This is a genomic window from Chitinophaga cymbidii (assembly GCF_007992715.1).
Taxonomy (GTDB): domain Bacteria; phylum Bacteroidota; class Bacteroidia; order Chitinophagales; family Chitinophagaceae; genus Chitinophaga; species Chitinophaga cymbidii.
In genome coordinates this window covers 303,524-323,085 of sequence record NZ_BKAU01000002.1, presented here as the reverse complement: position 1 = coordinate 323,085, position 19,562 = coordinate 303,524, and the positions used below count along the sequence as shown (strand labels likewise).

Below are 19,562 nucleotides of genomic sequence, written 5' to 3'. Positions count from 1 at the left end.
TATGTACCATCAATTCATTACACGGTTCAACATACTCAGCATACTCGTTATCGGCGACCTGATGATCGATCGTTATCTGAAAGGCAGCAGCAGCAGGCTTTCCCCGGAAGGTCCCGTTCCCGTTGTGGATATAACGGACAGCTGCACTTCTCCCGGCGGCGGCGCCAACACGGCCGCCAACCTCTGTTATCTCGGCGCAAAAGTGACCTTTTGCAGCGTAACCGGTGATGATGAAGATGGAAAGATAGCTGCGCAGCTGTTGGAAGACGCCGGTATCCGGACCCGCATCATCCATGACCCGCAAAGGGCTACCATTGTAAAAACACGGGTGACGGCGGGCGGTCAGCTGCTGACGCGCTACGACAGTGGAACGGAAACCCCGCTGAATGCGGACGCGGACGCGGCGTTCATCACTTTGCTCCAACAGGAGTTTCCTCAATACGATGCCCTCGTGATCGCCGACTACAACAAGGGATTGCTGACGCCCGCCGTGATCCGCGCGCTGGAAGAATTGCGGCGGCAACATCCCGTATTCATTGCGGTAGACTCCAAACATGTGGACCGGTTCTGTCATCTGCAACCTTCACTGGTCAAGCCCAATTATACGGAAGCGATGCATTTGCTGCAGATGCGGGAGGATGCAGACAGGGTCGCCCAGGTACGGCAGTGCGGCGAAGCGCTGCACGCGATTACCCGCGCCACTATCACCGCAGTGACGCTGGATGAGGAAGGCGCCGTTATATTCCGCGGCCCTGAACCGGCATACCGCGCACAGGCGCTTCCTGTACAGCATCCCAACGTAGTAGGCGCCGGAGATGTGTACATCAGCGCATTTACACTGGCAAGCCTCTCCGGTGCGGACGTTCCCGCCGCCGCGGAGATCGCCGCTACCGCGGCCGCGGTAGCGGTCAGCAAAGCAAACACTGCATGCTGCACACAATCCGAATTGCAGGCTTACTTCTCCATGCAGCAAAAATGTATCACGGACCCGCAGCAGATCGCCGCCATCAGCAGGATGTACAAAGCGCAGGGGAAAAAGGTGGTGTTCACGAACGGCTGCTTCGACATCCTGCACAGCGGGCACGTGGCTTATCTCAATAATGCCCGGGCACTGGGGCACGTGCTCATCGTGGGCATCAACAATGATGACAGCATCCGGAGAATGAAAGGTCAGCACCGGCCCATCAACCCGCTTTCAGACCGCATGCAGGTGCTCGCGGGGCTGGAAGCGGTGACGCACATCATTCCCTTCGGGAACATGGCGGACGACACGCCCTGTGAACTGATTTCGATGATAGCGCCGGACATATTTGCCAAAGGCGGGGATTACCGGCTGGAAGATCTTCCGGAAGCTCCGCTGGTAAAAGAGCTGGGCGGCAACGTGACCATTCTGCCGCTGGTGCCCGGCCGTTCTACCAGCTCCGTGATCCGCCGCATTCATACCAATCCGCTTCTTAAAACAGTGTGACATGCTTGCATTTGAACGCATCCTGTGCATCCGGCTGGACAATATTGGCGACGTAGTGATGAGCAGTCCCGCTATCCGCGCGCTGAAAGAAACCTTTCAGGCGCATACCACGCTGCTCACTTCTTCCATGGCGGCGCCTGTTGCCGGCAGCATACCTGAAATAGATGAAACGATCATCTTCGACGTGCCATGGGTGCAGCAACCAAACAGCGAACATGATCTTCTGCAAATGGCGGCATTGCTGGAAGAAAAACGGTTTGACCTGGCGGTGATCTTCACCGTGTATAGTCAGAACCCGCTGCCCGCCGCCATGCTGGCCTATCTTGCACACATTCCCATCCGGCTGGCCTACTGCCGCGAGAACCCTTATCAATTGCTGACGCACTGGATTCCCGAACAGGAACCTTACCAGTTCATCCGCCACCAGGTGCGCCGGGACCTTGACCTGGTGGCTAACATCGGCGCGGATACAACGTCGGAAACATTGTCGTTGTCCATAAATGAAGACCGGTGGCAGCACATAAGGGAACTGCTGCTCCATTATGGCGCGGACCCGTTCAAACCCTGGATCATATTACATCCCGGCGTCAGCGATGCAAAGCGGCAGTACCCCCTGGAAGAATGGATCAAAACAGGCCGGTTGCTGAAGGAACAGTTACAGCTGCCGCTGCTGATCACCGGCAACCTGCAGGAAAGAGAACAGGCGCAGGAATTACAGGAAGCTATCGGGGATGGATGTTACAATATAGCCGGGGAGCTGGATATCGAGGATTTTATTGTGCTGCTCCGCCACAGCCGGCTTGTGATCTCCGTGAACACCGGCACCGTACACCTCGCCGCTGCAATGCAAACGCCGGTGATCGTATTGTATGCATTGACCAATCCGCAGCATACGCCATGGAAAGTGCCTTCTTCCGTGTTATACTTTGATGTGCCGGAGGCTTTGCGCAGCAGGAACGAAGTGGTGCGGTATGTGTATGATCTTTGCAAGCAGGAGCAATATCCGCTGGCATCTCCGGAAAACATTCTGCAGCAGGCGAAGGATTTGTCGCAATTCGCGGAAACGCTGTTGAATTAAACGCCTTCCAGCACAGCATTTGCTTCCTGCACCACCGTTTCATAATTCTGTTCCTTCGTCCAGTCCACCATATGATGCAGTCGTTTATCAGACGGCGCCCAGCGCAGCGGCTCACCGTCCATACTAATGATCACGCTCCGCGTTTTTACCGCCGCGGCCAAATGCGATACACCTGTGCAATTGGAAAAGAGCGCCCCCGCCTGCCGGATCAGTACCGCCAGGCCGCCCAGCGATGTTTTACCCGCCAGGTTCACTGCGTTAGCGTGCATCATGGATTGCACCTGCGCTGCCAGTCCCGCTTCGGAAGCCGTTCCGGTGATCACAATGCTCCATCCGCGGCCAGCGAAATGATCCGCCAGCGACGCGAAGTACGCCGGCGGCCATTGCCGCGTTGCACCGCGTGATCCCGGGTGTACACAGATATATTCACCGCTGCCGTAAGGCAAATCCAGTTTACGGAAATCGTCATAATCCTCCTCCGTCAAAGGAAATTCCAGTTCCTCACCTTTCAGCGGTATGTTCAAATGCTCCATCAGGCGAAGATGCCGCTGCACCTCGCTGAGATGATCAGGGTAACGGATGAAAGTACAGGTATCCGGACAATATTTATCCGACTGGCAGAAACCGGCCACAATACCGGCGCCCAGCTTCTCCATCAAAGGATTTACGATATTGCCATTGCCCTGCATCTGCAGCAGCAGGTCGAACCGGTGCGCCTGCATTTGCTGGATAAAGGCCATCACCTTCTCCGGATCTACCGGCTGCTGCTCGGGAAGACCGGGGTAAGCGGGGAAAACGATCAGCTCGTCTATATAAGCAGCAAACCGTTTTACGAACGCTTCCGCCCAGGGCAGCCCGATCAGCGAGATGTGTGCAGCGGGGAACGCGGCGCGCAGGGCACGGAACGCAGGCACCGCACAAAGCATGTCGCCCAGCTGCAATGCCCGGAAAACGGCAATTTTATGGATCAGGTACAACATCTTACCAGAGCAACACCTTATACTTCCAGGAACCGTACCAGTTCCAGTACACGGATAAAAAAGGAATACAGGCGGAGGTGACGATCATTTCCAGCACATGCGGCCAGGCATGCGACGTATAACGAAGGCGCTTCAGTACAAAATGCGTCAGCAGTATGACCCATATGCCTAAAAGCATCAGCGCCGGTATGTAACCGCCCAGCACAAGGGCCACCACCGCACCGGTGATGGAAAAGATCATGGCGTAGTAATTAAACGGCGGCCGTTCATGAATGCGGTGGCGATAAAGCGCGGGATATTTTTTGAACAGCAGGGCGTTGAACATCGCTTTCTTTTGCTCGAACAGGCTCACGCCCCAGCGTGCTTTTCTTACCGGGTGCACCACGATCGCCTCCGGCAGCGGCTGTAAAGGAATATGTTGCTGGCTGATGGAAAATTGCAGATCGCTGTCTTCCCGCCATGCCATTTCAAAACGTTCGTCGAAGCCGCCCGTTTGTTCCAGTATCTTCCGGCTGCAGGCGCAGTTGGCCGTTACAAATTCGGCCTTCTCAAGCTGCGCCGTGTTCCATTCGTAGTCTGTCGGCTGGTCTGCTGACAAGGGTACGATAACGCGGCCGGAGAAAACCGGGGCATCCGGCCACTGGTAGGCTTCCCAGAGGTTTTCCAGCCAGAGGGGGTCCGGCACGCAATCATCATCCGTAAAAGCGATCAGTTCCCCCGACGCCAGCTTCCATCCCCTGTTACGGGCAGCGGCCGGGCCTCTCTTCCTGTCAAGCGGAATGTATTCAATATCCAGCAGACCGGTATGCTTCCAGCTCACCACCACCTCTTTCGTAAGCCGGTCCGGCCCGTCGCTGACAATGATCACTTCAAAGGCATCGCGGCCAATGGTCTGGTGCGCAAGCGCCTTGATGCAGTCCATCAGCAGCAACGGCCTTTTGTAAGTAGGGATCACAACAGATATCCTTGTTTCCATACGCTGCGGTTTTATTTTTCCACGAGATAGCTGCCCATCACCAGCGCATCGAACGGCGACGACCAGAAACATTCCAGTGCGTCACGCGGTGTGCATACGATGGGTTTGCCGAGAGTATTGAACGAAGTATTGATGATAACGGGAACGCCTGTACGTTCTTTGAATGCTTTCAGCAGATCATAGTAGCGCTCGTGCTGCTGGCGATTGACGGTCTGTATACGGGCGGTGCCGTCCACATGGCAAACGGCGGGGATCTTGTCCGCCTTCTCCGGTTTTACTTTAAAAACGAACAGCATAAAAGGCGAATACTCCGCTCTTTCGAACCAGTCGCGGGCATCTTCTTCAAGCACGGCGGGCGCAACAGGCCGGAAATCTTCCCGGTCCTTTACTTCATTCAATTTTGCCTGCATGTCCGCCGAAAGCGGGGAAGCTAGGATGGAGCGGCTGCCCAGCGCTCTGGGGCCGAACTCCATCCTCCCCTGGTACCATCCTATGATCTTGTTCTGCACCAGCAGATCAGCCGTTTCACCCGCCACATCTTCCAAACGCCGGTAGGGCACCTTCGCCCATTTCAGGAAGGTCCTGATCTCTTCGTCCTGGTACTCGGGTCCCCAATATGCGTGATCCATACAAAAGGCCCGTTTTTCCGTTTTGCGCAGCTGCGCGTCCGTCCACAAAGCCGCCCCAAGCGCTGTGCCCGCATCGCCGGACGCAGGCTGCACCCATATCCCGTCAAAAATACCCGCGTCCCTGATCGTAGCATTCAATACGCAGTTCAGCGCCACGCCCCCTGCAAAGCAGAGGTTGGATGCGCCTGTTTCCCGTTGCAGCCAGCGGGACAGCTCCAGCACCGATTCCTGCAGCACCACCTGCAGCGAATGCGCAATATTGAAATGATGCAATGTAAATGGCTCGCCCTTCTTCCGGGGCGGACCAAACTGTTCGGTAAATTGTTCCTCCTCGATCATATAACGGCCATGGTCCATCAAATGCACCATATCCCTGAATTCCTTTACGAACACCGGTTTCCCGTAAGAAGCCAACGCCATCACCCGGTATTCGTCCGAAGAATGCAAAAAGCCGAGATAGCTCGTCACCTGTTCATACAACAATCCAAGCGAGTGCGGCATATCCACCTGCGATATCCGCCGCATGTCATTCCCCTTGCCCATATTGAACGTGGTCGTGGCTTTCTCCCCTCTCCCGTCGATGGTCATCACCGCCGCTTCCTCAAAGGGCGAAGGCAGGAAAGCGCTGGCGGCGTGGCAGGTATGATGCTCCACGAAATGCCACTGCTCCGGCCGCAACGCCGCGCCTTTGAACCGCTGCTGCAGATGATGCGGATAGCCGTCTACCAGCTGCCCCGGCGCATTGATGATCGCCGAAAGGAACAGCGGGTCCCAGGGCGACTTCCATTTTTCCTGTATCAGCTTTTCCGATGGCTTCAACGGAAGGGTCACCCGGCCGGATTGCAATTCGGGCGAGTCCATCAGCAGGTAAGGATCAAAAGAATAGGAAACATGGTCTACTTCCTCCAGGTGAATGCCCGCTGTTTGCAGGCAGTAATCGATCGCATGAAAGGGTAGTTCGTAAGCGGAGAAAGGGATAGGTCTTTTACCATGTTTGATGTGGGTGAATCTTTCGTCTTCCACCGCGGCGATCAGTTGCCCGTCCTTCACCAGGCAGGCCGCGGAATCATGGAAAGCTGCATTAATACCGAGCGTATACATTTGTTCTCTGTTTATACAAAGAGGCGCGCAAAACTGTGCCATGCGGTGTTATGGTTGACAGCTATGGATTTTGGGGTGGATGCGCTACACTGCCGGGTGGATGTTGCGCAGTTGTTCGGGAAACCCGAAGCGGTTGTTCGGAAAGCCCGTGGACGCATTCCCCTGCCTGCCATGATCGTTCATGATGCCAAGGGAAGCTACGAAGCGGAACACGGAAGCGGTTATTTTAAACCCCGGAGCAGTTGTTTCGGAAGTCCCGAAAACGTCGTTTAAAAATAAAAAGCGTCTTTTATACCCTTATTTTGACCAATTATGTATCTTGCCATGAAAGAGCAGATAGTTTGCTTTATCTTTCATTTTCAGTTCCACGATGCTAAATCGATTTAGTAAGAAAGAAAAATTGATCAAAACAAACCGACACGTCACAGCATGAAGCAATTACTACTGATTCCGTTAGGAAGTTTTGTCCTCCACCAGGCACAAGCCCAGTCCCCTATCCGCCAGGTTGACCCGGTAAACTTCTCCCAGGTGCAGATCACCGACTCCTTCTGGAAACCGAAGCTGGAAAAGGTAGCCACGGTGACCATCCCCGTCTGCATCGAGCAGTCGGAAGTAAAAACGCGGCGGATCGACAACTTTGAGCGCGCCGCCCGGAAAAAAGGCGAAAAGCACGAAGGCATGTATTATGACGACTCCGATGTTTACAAAGCGCTGGAAGCCATTGCTTACTCACTGAAAAACCACCCGGACCCGGCCGTTGAGAAGAAAGCGGACGAATGGATCGACAAGATCGCGGCGGCGCAGGAGCCGGACGGGTATCTCAATACTTATTATACACTAACGGGGCTGGATAAACGCTGGACCGATATGGAGAAGCATGAGGACTACTGCGCCGGCCACCTCATTGAAGCCGCCATCGCCTATTATAATACCACCGGCAAAAGAAAGCTGCTGGACGTGGCCATCCGCTTCACCGATCACATCGACCGGCAATTCCGCATTCCCAATAAACCCTGGGTAACCGGCCACCAGGAAATAGAACTGGCGCTCGTAAAGCTCTACCGCACCACCCAGGATAAAAAATATCTGCTGCTGGCGGACTGGCTCCTGCAGCAACGCGGACACGGTCACGGCGTGGGCAAGATCTGGGACGACTGGAAAAGCCCGCAATACTGCCAGGATGACCTGCCGGTTGCCGACCAGCGCGAGATCAAAGGGCACGCCGTGCGCGCCATGTACCTTTACACCGGCATCGCGGACGTGGCAGCTGTGAACAACAACCCCGCCTACCTGCCCGCGATGAAAAGTATCTGGGAAGACGTGGTGTACCGTAATATGTATATCACCGGCGGCATCGGCTCTTCCGCGCACAACGAAGGCTTTACGACGGACTACGACCTGCCGAACGAAACCGCCTATTGCGAAACCTGCGCCTCCGTAGGCATGGTGTTCTGGAACCAGCGGATGAACCTGCTGACCGGCGACGCCAAATATATGGACGTGCTGGAACGCAGCCTTTACAACGGCGCACTGGACGGCCTTTCACTCAGCGGCAACCGCTTCTTTTACGCCAACCCGCTCGCCTCCCACGGCAAATACGGGAGAAGCGAATGGTTCGGCACCGCCTGCTGCCCTTCCAATATTTCCCGGCTGATCGCTTCGCTTGGCGATTACATCTACGCCAAAACAGATGACGCCGTTTGGGTGAACCTGTTCGTAGGCAGCAACACCACCATCCCGCTCAAAAAAGGAACTATTAAAATATCGCAGGAAACAAAATACCCATGGGATGGGAACGTTACCATCCGCGTATCGCCGGACCGGAAAACGAAACACAAGCTGATGGTGCGCATCCCCGGATGGGCGCAGGACGAGCCCGTGCCCGGCGAAACCTATTTCTATCTGCGTTCCGCGAAAACAAATTTTACATTGACCGTCAACGGCCAACCCGCTGATTATACCATGCAGCACGGGTATGCGGCGATAGACCGGGTATGGAAAAAAGGCGATGTGGTGCAGCTTGATCTGCCAATGGAAGTACGGCGCGTAGCGGCCAGCGACAGTGTGAAAGCAGACAAAAACAGGGTGGCCCTGCAACGCGGCCCGCTCGTGTATTGCGTGGAGCATCCGGACAACAACGGCAAAGTGAGCAATATCCTGCTCACGGACGACCTGCAATTCTCTACCAGCTTCGACCCGTCACTGCTGAACGGCGTGGTGAAGGTACAATGCGAAGCTCCCGTAGTGAAAGCCGGCGCGGACGGCATCTCCATACAGACCGTCAAAGAAAAGATCACCGCTATTCCGTACTACGCCTGGGCCAACCGCGGCGAAGGCGAAATGCAGGTATGGATGCTGCGCAAATTATCTAATGTAGTACTACAATAAACCCGTTTACAGTATATCAAAATTTAACTACGCTATGAATTGGCAAAATGTCAGAAAATTATTCGCTTGCCTGCTGCTGTCGCAGCCTGTTTTTGCACAGGTGGAGAAAGTGCCGGCCTACCCCCTGATCACCCACAACCCATACTGGTGCATCTGGTCATTCAGCGATACGCTGAACGCCAGCACCACCAGGCACTGGACGGGTACCAGCCACTCCATGATCGGCATCCTGAAAGTGGACGGCAAGAACTACCGCTTCCTCGGGAAAGACGAAAAACCGTTTAAAACCGTACTGGCCGCATCCGACGAAAAACCTTACGAATTCAGCTACACGGAAACACAACCGGCGGACGGCTGGATGAATGCATCCTTTAATGACAGCCAGTGGAAAAAAGGCGCCGCGCCTTTCGGGGATGATGAACGTACCGCCAAAACACCCTGGAAAAGCCGCAACCTCTGGGCCAGGAGAACATTCACATTGTCCGGTTCCGTTCCCGAAAAGCTGTACCTCAAACTACAGCACGACGATAACGTGAAAGTATATCTGAACGGAGAGCTGGCATACCAGCACACCGGCTGGAACCACCGTTTCGACTACATCCCGGTAGACGACGCCATCAAAAGCAAACTGAAGAAAGGCAAAAACTTGCTGGCCATTCACGTGGAAAACACCGCCGGCGGCCGCCACCTGGACGCGGGACTGAGCACCGAATTCCCCGAAAGCGGACAACCGGTATTGCTCGCGGAACAAAAAAGCGTGAACGTCACCGCCACACAAACACAATATGAATTTACCTGCGGCGGTGTGGACCTGTCCCTCACCTTCACTTCCCCCCTGCTGATCAAGGACCTGGACGTACTGGCAAGGCCGGTATCCTACGTTACTTTTTCCGCGAAATCGACAGACAACAAAGAACATAACGTGCAATTGTATTACGGCGCGTCTACAGACATCGCTGTGAATACTCCTTCCCAGGAAGTAAAAGCCGAAAAATATACCAACGGCAAGCTGACCGTACTGAAAGCCGGTACCGTAGCGCAGCCGGTGTTGCAGAAAAGAGGAGATGACCTGCGCATCGACTGGGGTTACCTGCACATTGCCGCGCCCGCTTCCGCACAGGTAAAGCAAAGCATCGGCAACAGCGCCGCCTCCATCCTGCAATTTACCTCCAACGTAAAAGCAGCGCCGGTAACCACCGGTAAATCCCTCATGCTGAACACCGTGTTCAACCTCGGCAAAGTAGGCAGCACGGCGAAAGAAGAAAAGCTGCTGCTGGGTTACGACGATGTGCTCGGCGTACAGTTCTTCCAGCAGAACCTTAAATCCTGGTGGGCCATGCAGCCCGGCACTACTATCGAAAAAGTGATGGCGCAGGCGTACAATGAATATGAAAAGGTAATGGCGCAATGCGATGCGCAGGATAAAGAAATTTATAACGATGCGGTGGCCGCAGGCGGCGAGAGCTACGCCAAACTTTGCGTGGCGGCATACCGCCAGAGCATTGCGGCGCATGCGCTGCTGAAAAGCCCCCAGGGCGAGATCCTCTTCCTCTCCAAGGAGAACTACAGCAACGGTTCCATCAATACGGTGGACGTTACCTATCCATCCGCACCGCTCTACCTCGCCTACAATCCCGATCTGCTGAAAGGCATGCTCAACGGCATCTTCTATTACAGCGAAAGCGGCAAATGGAAAAAGCCCTTCCCCGCGCACGACCTCGGCACCTACCCGCTCGCTAACGGCCAGACCTATGGGGAAGACATGCCTGTGGAAGAATCCGGCAACCTGCTGATCCTCACCACCGCCATCGCACACGCGGAAGGCAATGCGGAATACGCGCGCAAACACTGGAAGGTGCTCACCACCTGGACGGATTACCTCGCCAAAGAAGGGCTCGATCCCGCCAACCAGCTTTGTACGGACGATTTCGCCGGCCATCTTGCCCGCAACGCCAATCTCTCCGTGAAAGCCATCGTAGGCGTGGGCGGTTACGCGAAAATGGCGGAAATGCTCGGTGAAAAAGCTACGGCGGAGAAATACAAGGCCATCGCGAAAGACATGGCCAACAAATGGCAACAGCTGGCCGACGCAGGCGATCACTACGCCCTCACGTTCGACAACAAAAATACCTGGAGCCAGAAGTACAACCTCGTATGGGACCGGATACTCGGACTGGAGCTGTTCCCCCAATCCGTATACGACAAGGAAATGGCCTACTACCTGAAGAAACAAAATACCTACGGCCTGCCGCTGGACAGCCGGAAAACCTACTCAAAATCCGACTGGATCCTGTGGACGGCTAACCTGACCAACAACCCGGAACATTTCTCCACATTAACGGCGCCCGTGTACAAATACATGATAGAAACCCCGGACCGCGTACCGTTAAGCGACTGGCACGAAACCACCGACGGGAAGAAAGTGGGCTTCCAGGCAAGAAGCGTGGTAGGTGGATATTTCATCAGGGTGATGGATGATAAATGGGCTAAATAAAATTGAACGAATGAAAATGTTCGCCATCCGGGCATTACATTCGGCCCGTAAACAATAAAACTGAACGAATGAAACGATGGATGTTGATCGCGCTCCTGGCATGCAGCATGCCGGGATGGGCACAGGAAAAAAAGACAGCCGGCAACCCGGTTTTCCCCGGTTGGTACGCCGATCCCGAAGGCATTGTTTTCGGTAAGCAATACTGGATATTTCCCACGTATTCCGCGCCGTATGAACAACAGGTGTTCTTCGATGCGTTCTCTTCACCGGACCTGGTGCACTGGACGAAACACCCCCGCATCCTGGATAACCAGCGTGTCAAATGGGCGAACCGCGCGATGTGGGCGCCCGCCGTCATCAAAAAAGGTAAAAAATACTTCCTCTTTTTCGGTGCGAACGACATGCACAAAAAAGGGGAAGGCGGCATCGGCGTAGCCGTAGCGAAAAAACCCGGCGGTCCTTACAAAGACTACCTCGGCAAACCGCTCATCGATGAAGTGATCAACGGCGCACAGCCGATCGACCAGTTCGTGTTCCAGGACAAGGACGGTGAATATTATATCTATTACGGTGGATGGGGCCACTGCAATGTGGGGCATCTGAAGAAAGACTTCACCGGTTTCATTCCTTTTGAAGACGGCAGCATCTTTAAGGAAGTGACGCCCAAAGATTATGTAGAAGGCCCTTTCATGTTCATCCGTAATGGAAAATATTACTTCATGTGGTCGGAAGGCGGATGGGGCGGCCCGAACTACCGCGTGGCCTATGCCATTGCGGATTCCCCGATGGGACCGTTCGAGCGCATCGGCACGATCCTTCAGCAGGACACGGCAATTGCCACCGGCGCGGGCCATCACTCCGTTATCCAGGTGCCCGGCAAAGACGAATGGTATATCGTGTACCACCGCCGCCCGTTGGGTAAAAAAGGCGCCAATGAAAGGGAAACATGTGTGGATGTCATGAAGTTTGACGCAGACGGGAAGATCATTCCCATAAAAATGACTTTTGAAGGCGTAGCGCCACGGCCGCTATAAGCAGCATATACCACGTTTACAGAAAGAAGGCTGTTCCACCGGGAACAGCCTTCGCTTTTCAGGCATGGTATATGTGCAGGTTGTATAGATCAAAACGATCTGCCATGCTCGAAATTATCATTGCTGTTATAGCGATCGTCATATTGCTGGCCGCGTATATCGCTATACAAGGCCTCAAAAAGAAGAAAAAAGGCGATGACAAGCTGATCAACCGCTCCGTTCCACCGCTGGAACCGGACAATAAAAAAGCCGGTGGCGGAACACCGCGGGAAACCTATCCCGGAAGCTGACCGTGCAGCCATCCCTGAAACCTCGAAACAGCCCCTTATCTTCCACCCCAGACAAGAAGGGTAACAAATTCCCCTGCCCGTTGATATATGCCTGATATGCCGCCGATGGTGGTGTTATTCCTGTTTAAAACTAGGCATATGAAAAATCGGTTAACTCTTTTGATGCTCCTGTTTGCACCCGCCGCCTTTGCTCAAGGGCAACCCGGCAGTAAAAAAGCGGAAGGTCCCGTTATCTCGCTCGGCGGAGGCATCGCGCAAACAACATCCACTTATCTCAAAGACAGCGCCTTCTTCGGCAACGGTCCACGGTTGACAGGCAATGTGTTTATCCCTGTTTTCAAACCGGCCCCGGCCCTTTCGCTGGGCCTTGATGTGGCTGGCAGCTATACATGGTTGAAAGCGGACAACAGCCTTTCGTTCGTGCAAAAAAATTACCGGCTGACGGAAGGCGCTATCAGTCCTTCCGCACCGGAGGGTGTGAAGAACAGCCGCGCGTTTTCATTCTCGGCAGGGCCACAGCTGCAATGGAGCGCCGGCCGCTTTTTCATTTCTCCGGGTATCAGGCTCGGCTATACGAATGTGTCGCGCGGAGGATTCAGCATCGGTGATTCCATAACTCCGTCCAGCGCGTTTGACCGTAAACGTTATATTACTTTCTTTTCGGTGGATGAAACGGCGGCGGGCGGCCTCACGGTGGCGCCGCAGCTGAAAGCGGGCCTGCGGATCGGCAGGCATTTGTCGCTGTGGGCCGGCGCAGAATATGTAAGCGGCCCCGCTATCACAACTACCAGCACCTACTGGCAGCCCCTGGGCGAGCCGGTGGATGGCGCCTACAATTATGGGCAGTATGTGGAAGGGAAAGCCATTACCCGCAGCGTTGAATCGAAACTGTCTTCGTTCGGATTGCAGGGCGGGATTGCGTTCCATTTGCCCGGTGGGAAAACGCGGGACGGCGGCGTGGAAAAACCGCTCTTGCAGTCCACGGAGCAACAGCCCGTCCCGTCACAACAAAAAGACCCGCAAAGAAAACAAACCGCCACAGCGCCCGTCATCCTCTCCCCCGACCGGCACATGACCGCCAGTCTGCATAACGGCCACCTGTTCTTCCATTACATTCCTTCCGATTTCCCTCAATCCGGCATGAAGCTGATCATCTGGAAGATACAGGAAGGACGCAGGATAAAGGTGTTGGAAGACACCTGGCTCAACGGATGGAATGGCGCGGTAAAAGGCGAACAGCTGAAAGCAGACAAATCCGGCGTCAGCCGCTATGAAGCGCAGCTGACCGCTTTCTATCACCCGGCGGCCGGAATCAAATCAACCAATAAAAGCATCTTCCTCGCGGCTTCCGTTCCTGTTTATGAGAACAACGGGAACAGTAATATCGCCGCCTTCAATATCCAGAATAATTGTACTGTGGACCATGCTTTTTCGCTGGATAGCACCAAATGCATCGGCGGCGATACCATCCGCGTATACGGGCATGCCAACATCCTGCCGAACAGCGCGGGCGTTACATCCGCCATTATTACCTTTGATCCCGTCTTCCTCGAAACCACGACCAACACACAGGTGACGCCGGTAAACATACAACCCGCCAATCCGTTCACCGTTACAACAAATAGTACTTCTTTCAGCTTCGACGTGGTGGGTGACATGTGCAACAAGCAACTGCGGGTGTTCTACGATTTTTCCTACCAGTGCCCGACCCTGAGCGTGCCGGCGCACATTCCCTGTGCGGATACGATCAGCCTGCCCTGCTGCATCTGTACTTATTGCGATGATCCCGCGAACATGAACATCGTTACCGGGGCGCAGTCGTTTACCCTCGTTAACACCGGTGAAGCAGCCATCAGCCAGCAATTCACCGTTACGCCCAAAAATATCACGAAGGTAACGGCGCAAATCGTTTACATCGGTGAGTCCAATATTGATCCGGCCTGCCGCGACTGCGCAAAAGATGAAAGCGCTGTCTATCATTTTACCGGCAGCAACCAGGCGCAATGGAACGGCGGCGGCCAGATCAACGGCGCTCCGTCACCGGCCAAGATCATTCAATGGGATTGCAACAACCAGGGGGACCTTGCCCTGAACATGCACATCGCGCTCCCGGGGCTGGCGCAGCTGGACTGCTGCCGGCGGGACATCAGGATATGCATCCGCTACACCTTTACGGACAAGGACTGCAAGACCTGTGAGCGGCTGGTATGTTATGAAGGAACACAAATCCCGAAACACTAACGATTAAAACCTGACAGATGAAAAAGTTGATCACGATACTATTGATGCTTTGCGCTTTTACGGCCAGTGCGCAGCAGGTAGGGCTTTCACTGGCGCCGCAGGGCTCGCAGCCTTATACAGCAGGCAACAGCTTCCAGGTGTTTGCAAATTACAATTACAGTAATATCACGGGAAATGTGGAAGTTTCCGTCATTTATAATTCCGCTGTGCTGTCATTTTGCGGAAGCCCGTCTTTCCCCTATTCCCACGTCACTACAACCCTCACGCCCACTACGAAGAAGATCACCTATACGTTTCCCGCTACGGCAGGCAACAACCAGACGGGCGTGATCATGATATGCTTTAACTACATCTGCCCGCAGACCTGCTTCGGGCAGAATATCAGCGCCACGTTCAACGGCACGATCAGCGCACCGGCGCATTCGCTGACCAGCAATGCCGCCGCACAAACGGTGAACGCTGTGGTGAATAACAACTGGACGGGGCAACATACTTTCTACAGCTACAATCAGCTCACCAATGAAGTCACCTTCAAGGTTACGGTGTACGGCAGCTCCTGCTTCAGCACCAACAATCCGTTCTTTGTTGTAAACCCTTCGGCGGGAACACTCGTGAGCGCCACCGACGCCACCGTAAGCGGCAATACCTTTACACCGCTCAATGCGACCACGTTCAGCCCCGGCAGCTCGTACACCTACTATTACACGATCAGGGTGCCCTGCGACGTTGTAAATACCCTGCTTACCAGCAACATTACCCTGAAAGGGGACAACTGCAACAACAGCAATGTGACCATCCGGCAGTATCCTGCCGCTTCCCATCTGTTGCCGGCGCAGACGGGCGCATCGCCCAGCGCAACAATAGCGGTGCAGGCATTTAACGGTTATTTCCGTTTGCGTGTTGCCAACAACGGCAACACACCGCTGAACACTTTGATCAGCAATACGCTTCCGCCCGTCAAAACAAACTTTGTACAATTCAATTCTACCACACAATCCACCGGGCTGAACGTCAACCTGCAATATTTTGACTGCGGAAATATTCCCTCCGCCATTTATCCGCTGACAGCGGGCAACTCCAACAGCACACCGCCGGTATATGCAACAAAAGCAGACATCACGGTCAACAACCTGCAACCGGCGCAGGAAGCGATATTTTTCATCTATTACGATCTGACCAACTCCTGTGCCGGCATGCCTACGCAGTCTTCTTATACCATCAACACAACGCTGACCTATCAATGTACCGCCGAAGGGCTTGCAAATGTTTGCCAGGTCTGCGATCCGGGAACAGAAGACACCTCCGGCTCCGCGACCTACACCCTGAGCCCGAATATTGCCTGCATCCCGCAAAGTTCTCCATCCGGTTGCTTTGAACCGGGAGATACCGTCAACATTTGCCTGAAATTCAGAAACACAGGAACGCTCGGCCTGAATAACGGCGTATTGAATTATACGTTGACCAATGCATTATCTTTTGTTCCGGGGTCGGAAGTCTTCACCGGGTTTTCCTCCAACCCTGTTTATCAGCCCGGCACTTCTGTCAAATGGGACCTCCCGCCGATCCCCACAGGCCAAACGGTCTACGGCGTATGTTTCAAAGCGGTAGTGACGCAAACGGCGCCGTACGGAGGCCAGGTGCTGAACTTTTCAGTTACCGGCACAGGATATAACGGCTCCGGCAGCTGTCCATTTGTAGTGAATATCTGCGCCCTGCCCATGGCGGAAGTGGAAAAGCTGGTAAAAGGCAACCTCGATGCCACATTCAGTACTAACGGGAACGGGCATCCGGGATCTGTGGTCACCTACCAGGTAACGGTAAAAAATACCGGCAATACGCCGATCGACAGCATTGTGCTGATCGACCGGATGCCATTTGTAAATGACCGCACCATCATGGCCTGCGCCCCGCGCAACAGCCAGTTCGCGGTGTTCCCCACCGGTCCCATCACCATTCCCGGTGCAACCGTAACCTATTCCTCCACGCCGAATGTAGCGAGCAACTGGATCACCGCCGCCACGTCCTGCGCGGCTCCCGGAACGTTCAGTCCCACGTTTGCGCCCAATAACCTCAAGATCGAACTGCCGGTGACGATCGCGCCGGGCAATACGGAGGTATTTACTTTCACGGCGCAGGTGCCTGCCAATGCTGCACCGGGACAAATGGCCTGCAACAGCATCGGGATGATCTGCCGGTTCGTTGCCAACAATAATATTGCGTCCGCTTTAAATCCTGTTGAATCCAACGTGGTTTGCCTCACGGTGCAGGAGCGCGTGGAACCGCCGCCGCCCTGCGAGCCCTGCAAGGATCTCGTAACGGCAGCTTCCGGCACGCAGGGGCAGATCAGCAAACAGGACGATCATTACCTTCTCTCCGCCGGCGTGGATTTCAGCATCAGCAAACCGGTGCAGGAAGTGCGGATCAGCCTGGCCAACCTGGATTACTCCTGGGAAAACAAGGGCTGCGCGGACTGCCAGGTGCCCGCCATCGGCCGCGGATGTCTTTTCCCGCAAAGCGCCACGCAAACTATCGGGGGGCTGGTATGGGATAACTACTCGAATGCGCCGTTGCCGCCCAACGCCAACATCGACGAATGTATGGAGGAGCTGATCTGGAAGCTCGGCTCCGCCGCGCCCGCGGGCACTTACAACGTTCCGCTGCAGATCAGCCTGCCCGCGCCTACCGTTCCCGAGTGCTGCGCGTTGCAGATCAAAAGCATCTGTCTCCGCATAACATTTAAAGACAAGGATTGCAATACCTGCGACACCGTGATCTGCATCCGCCCGGCAACGGAACCTGATTGCTGCCGCGGCGGCAGATGGACGGCCAACAGCATCGCATGGGGCCTGGTATCTCACAACCCCGATGTGGCTTTGGCAAAAAAGGAGAAGACAACCATCACCGGTCCCGTTGCGGCAGCCAGCAAGATCAACGCAAAGTGCGATACAACGTACCGGCTTTCCAGCAGCGTGGCGTATTCCTTCTTCGCAAAATATATCTGTGGCGGATCCGCATGTCCGCAGAACATGGAGCTTTCCATTGTTGGCCCCAATACGAACATTACCCAGCAGCTGATCAATACGCCTTATACGCATACGTTCAGCCAGCCGGGTACGTATACCGTCAGCTATACCGCCTACTGCGGTGGAAAAGTCTGTGAAGTATGCCGGTACAAAGTGGTAGTGAAAGGTGGGGTGACCGGAACGCCGTTGCCGGCAGAGAAATAAAGGGATGTTTGATGTAAAAAGGCTGGCAGGTTGCTGTCAGTCTTTTTATGATTCAACTTGGGAACGTTCCCTTATCCAAACATGATGATATATTACCGCGGTCTTTCATCAACTGAACAGAATAGCTATTTTAGTGCGTAGAGAAAAATTCCACGTTCAACTATGCAAAAATATTTCCTTCTTCTGTTCACTGTTCTGCTGTCCGCCACCGCAGCAACAGCGCAAGATCCCTTTCAACCTTACCTCAATGGCGAAGCCCCCAGGATCATAAAAGAGCTGGGCGAAACAACGCAGGGAAACGTAAAGATCAGGGAGCTGGTATTTCACTCGCGTGATGTGCAAACGCCGGAAGGCAGCGTTCCGAATGAAATATTCGCCGCCATTGTGCGGCCCCTGGCGCCGGGGAAATATCCCGGACTGATGGTGTATCATGGCGGGGGAGGGAATGCCGAGATCAACAGGGCCAAACGATGGGCGGCGCAGGGATATATCGTGATGGTGCTGGACGAGCCCGGCGTGGCGAACCCGGAGAAAGTAAGCGAATTCACAACAGGCGCATGGAAAAAATACAAGTATGCCGCCAACCGCTTCCGGGTAACGCCGGACGCTTCTGCCAGCACGATATTCGAAGGTGTGCTGGCCTCGCTGCAGGCTTTATACCTGCTGCGGGCGCAGCCGGATGTTATAAAAGACCGCATCGGCATAACGGGCGTTTCCTGGGGCGGATATATGACCACCATGATCAGCAGCCTCGCCAATAAATACATCCGCGCATCCTTTTCAGTATATGGTTCGGGCTTTTATGATGAAGGTTCCGCTTTTCAAAAAGAGCTGAACGCGATCGCTCCGGCCGACCGGGAAACCTGGCTGAAATACCTCGATGCGGGGCGCAGGGTGCGCAGCATCAGAACACCGTTTTTCCTCGCCGCCGCGGCGAATGATTTTTTCTTTCATCCGCCTGCCGTGATGAAAACCTTGTTATCCATGAAAAACGGACAGGTGAACCATCTTTTCGGACCTAATGCGAGCCACAAGATATTGCTGCTTGGGGGGAACATGAAACCGGATTCCATGCGCCCGGGGTCGGTGGAAATGGAGCTGGCCTGGTTTGATTATTATCTGAAGGATAAAGGCCAGCCGATGCCCGTAGTCACAAAAGCCGAACAGCAATCCGGGGCGTTCCGGTTCCGCGTGAAAAGCCCGCTGCCTGTTACGGACGCCAAAGTGTATTACAGCTTTGCGGATACCACCTGGCCAAAACGTGTATGGGTGCCCATTGCCGCCGCGCCAGTGGGGAACGGATGGTATACCGCGGCCATACCGGCGGAAACGGATGGGAAGGTGTTTGACTGGTATGCCAATGTATCCGATGCGCGGCCGGTGTCCGCTTCCAGCTATATTATGCGGTCGAAACAGGTGAAATAAGGACATCTGTAACCTTTCCCCCTCCCCCTTCGTTTAAAAACCAAACAGATTCACCAATCCCTGTAAAATCGACCAGAATGAAATTGCCTAAAACTCTACTCAGCGCCATCCTGCTGGGCATTGCTGTGCAAACAACCACGTCCTGCGGCAAAGACAAGCTGCCCGATCCCAAGGAAAAGAAAGAAGAGAAAAAGCCGGTGGATAACTGTCCCGCCTGCGGAATGGGTTGAT

Annotated in this window: 14 protein-coding genes; 10 read left to right on the top strand and 4 right to left on the bottom strand. The window is 54.5% G+C overall.

Annotated features, from left to right (window positions below):
• Window position 1: 1 nt before the first annotated feature.
• Together rfaE2 and CCY01nite_RS12395 are read left to right on the top strand one after the other, a co-directional pair.
• On the top strand, window positions 2-1,468 hold the full coding sequence (gene rfaE2, locus CCY01nite_RS12400) for a D-glycero-beta-D-manno-heptose 1-phosphate adenylyltransferase (protein ID WP_186831030.1): 1,467 nt from the start codon (window positions 2-4) through the stop codon (window positions 1,466-1,468).
• A gap of 1 nt (window position 1,469) precedes the next feature.
• Window positions 1,470-2,546 carry a glycosyltransferase family 9 protein gene (locus CCY01nite_RS12395; RefSeq protein ID WP_146861793.1) on the top strand — a complete coding sequence of 359 codons (1,077 nt, stop codon included), beginning with the start codon at window positions 1,470-1,472 and terminating at the stop codon, window positions 2,544-2,546.
• On the opposite strand, the gene CCY01nite_RS12390 is transcribed toward CCY01nite_RS12395, so the two are convergent.
• The 4 genes from CCY01nite_RS12390 to CCY01nite_RS26980 all read right to left on the bottom strand — a co-directional run bounded on the left by CCY01nite_RS12390 (window position 2,543) and on the right by CCY01nite_RS26980 (window position 6,445).
• Entirely contained in the window at window positions 2,543-3,526 is a 984-nt protein-coding gene (locus tag CCY01nite_RS12390) for a glycosyltransferase family 9 protein (RefSeq protein ID WP_146861791.1), read from the bottom strand. The genes CCY01nite_RS12395 and CCY01nite_RS12390 overlap by 4 nt on opposite strands.
• 1 nt (window position 3,527) lies before the next feature.
• Window positions 3,528-4,502, bottom strand: a complete 975-nt coding sequence (locus CCY01nite_RS12385; protein ID WP_146861788.1) for a glycosyltransferase family 2 protein — start codon at window positions 4,500-4,502, stop codon at window positions 3,528-3,530.
• An 11-nt stretch (window positions 4,503-4,513) separates the two neighbouring features.
• A complete protein-coding gene (locus CCY01nite_RS12380; RefSeq protein WP_146861785.1) occupies window positions 4,514-6,232 on the bottom strand; it encodes a carbamoyltransferase family protein in 1,719 nt (572 codons plus the stop codon).
• Window positions 6,233-6,316: 84 nt separating this feature from the next.
• Window positions 6,317-6,445 carry a hypothetical protein gene (locus CCY01nite_RS26980; protein WP_262713320.1) on the bottom strand — a complete coding sequence of 43 codons (129 nt, stop codon included), beginning with the start codon at window positions 6,443-6,445 and terminating at the stop codon, window positions 6,317-6,319.
• A 216-nt stretch (window positions 6,446-6,661) separates the two neighbouring features.
• Between CCY01nite_RS26980 and CCY01nite_RS12375 the strand changes: the two genes are divergently transcribed.
• The 8 genes from CCY01nite_RS12375 (at window position 6,662) to CCY01nite_RS26635 (ending at window position 19,561) form a co-directional block, all read left to right on the top strand.
• Entirely contained in the window at window positions 6,662-8,620 is a 1,959-nt protein-coding gene (locus tag CCY01nite_RS12375) for a glycoside hydrolase family 127 protein (RefSeq protein WP_146861782.1), read from the top strand.
• Between the two features lie 34 nt (window positions 8,621-8,654).
• Window positions 8,655-11,114, top strand: a complete 2,460-nt coding sequence (locus CCY01nite_RS12370; protein ID WP_146861779.1) for a glutaminase family protein — start codon at window positions 8,655-8,657, stop codon at window positions 11,112-11,114.
• A gap of 68 nt (window positions 11,115-11,182) precedes the next feature.
• The gene (locus CCY01nite_RS12365; RefSeq protein ID WP_146861776.1) at window positions 11,183-12,148 is read left to right on the top strand and encodes a glycoside hydrolase family 43 protein; all 966 of its coding nucleotides are present in this window, start codon (window positions 11,183-11,185) and stop codon (window positions 12,146-12,148) included.
• A gap of 104 nt (window positions 12,149-12,252) precedes the next feature.
• Window positions 12,253-12,438, top strand: coding sequence for a hypothetical protein (locus CCY01nite_RS12360; RefSeq protein ID WP_146861774.1), 186 nt, complete (start codon window positions 12,253-12,255; stop codon window positions 12,436-12,438).
• 138 nt (window positions 12,439-12,576) lie between these two features.
• Window positions 12,577-14,679 carry a hypothetical protein gene (locus CCY01nite_RS12355; protein ID WP_146861771.1) on the top strand — a complete coding sequence of 701 codons (2,103 nt, stop codon included), beginning with the start codon at window positions 12,577-12,579 and terminating at the stop codon, window positions 14,677-14,679.
• 17 nt (window positions 14,680-14,696) lie between these two features.
• Window positions 14,697-17,906 carry a COG1361 family protein gene (locus CCY01nite_RS12350; RefSeq protein ID WP_146861768.1) on the top strand — a complete coding sequence of 1,070 codons (3,210 nt, stop codon included), beginning with the start codon at window positions 14,697-14,699 and terminating at the stop codon, window positions 17,904-17,906.
• 162 nt (window positions 17,907-18,068) lie between these two features.
• The gene (locus CCY01nite_RS12345; RefSeq protein WP_146861765.1) at window positions 18,069-19,331 is read left to right on the top strand and encodes an alpha/beta hydrolase family protein; all 1,263 of its coding nucleotides are present in this window, start codon (window positions 18,069-18,071) and stop codon (window positions 19,329-19,331) included.
• A gap of 77 nt (window positions 19,332-19,408) precedes the next feature.
• Window positions 19,409-19,561 (top strand): chryseobasin-related MNIO class RiPP peptide, encoded by a 153-nt coding sequence (locus CCY01nite_RS26635; protein WP_186831029.1) that lies wholly within the window; start codon window positions 19,409-19,411, stop codon window positions 19,559-19,561.
• Window position 19,562 lies beyond the last annotated feature (1 nt).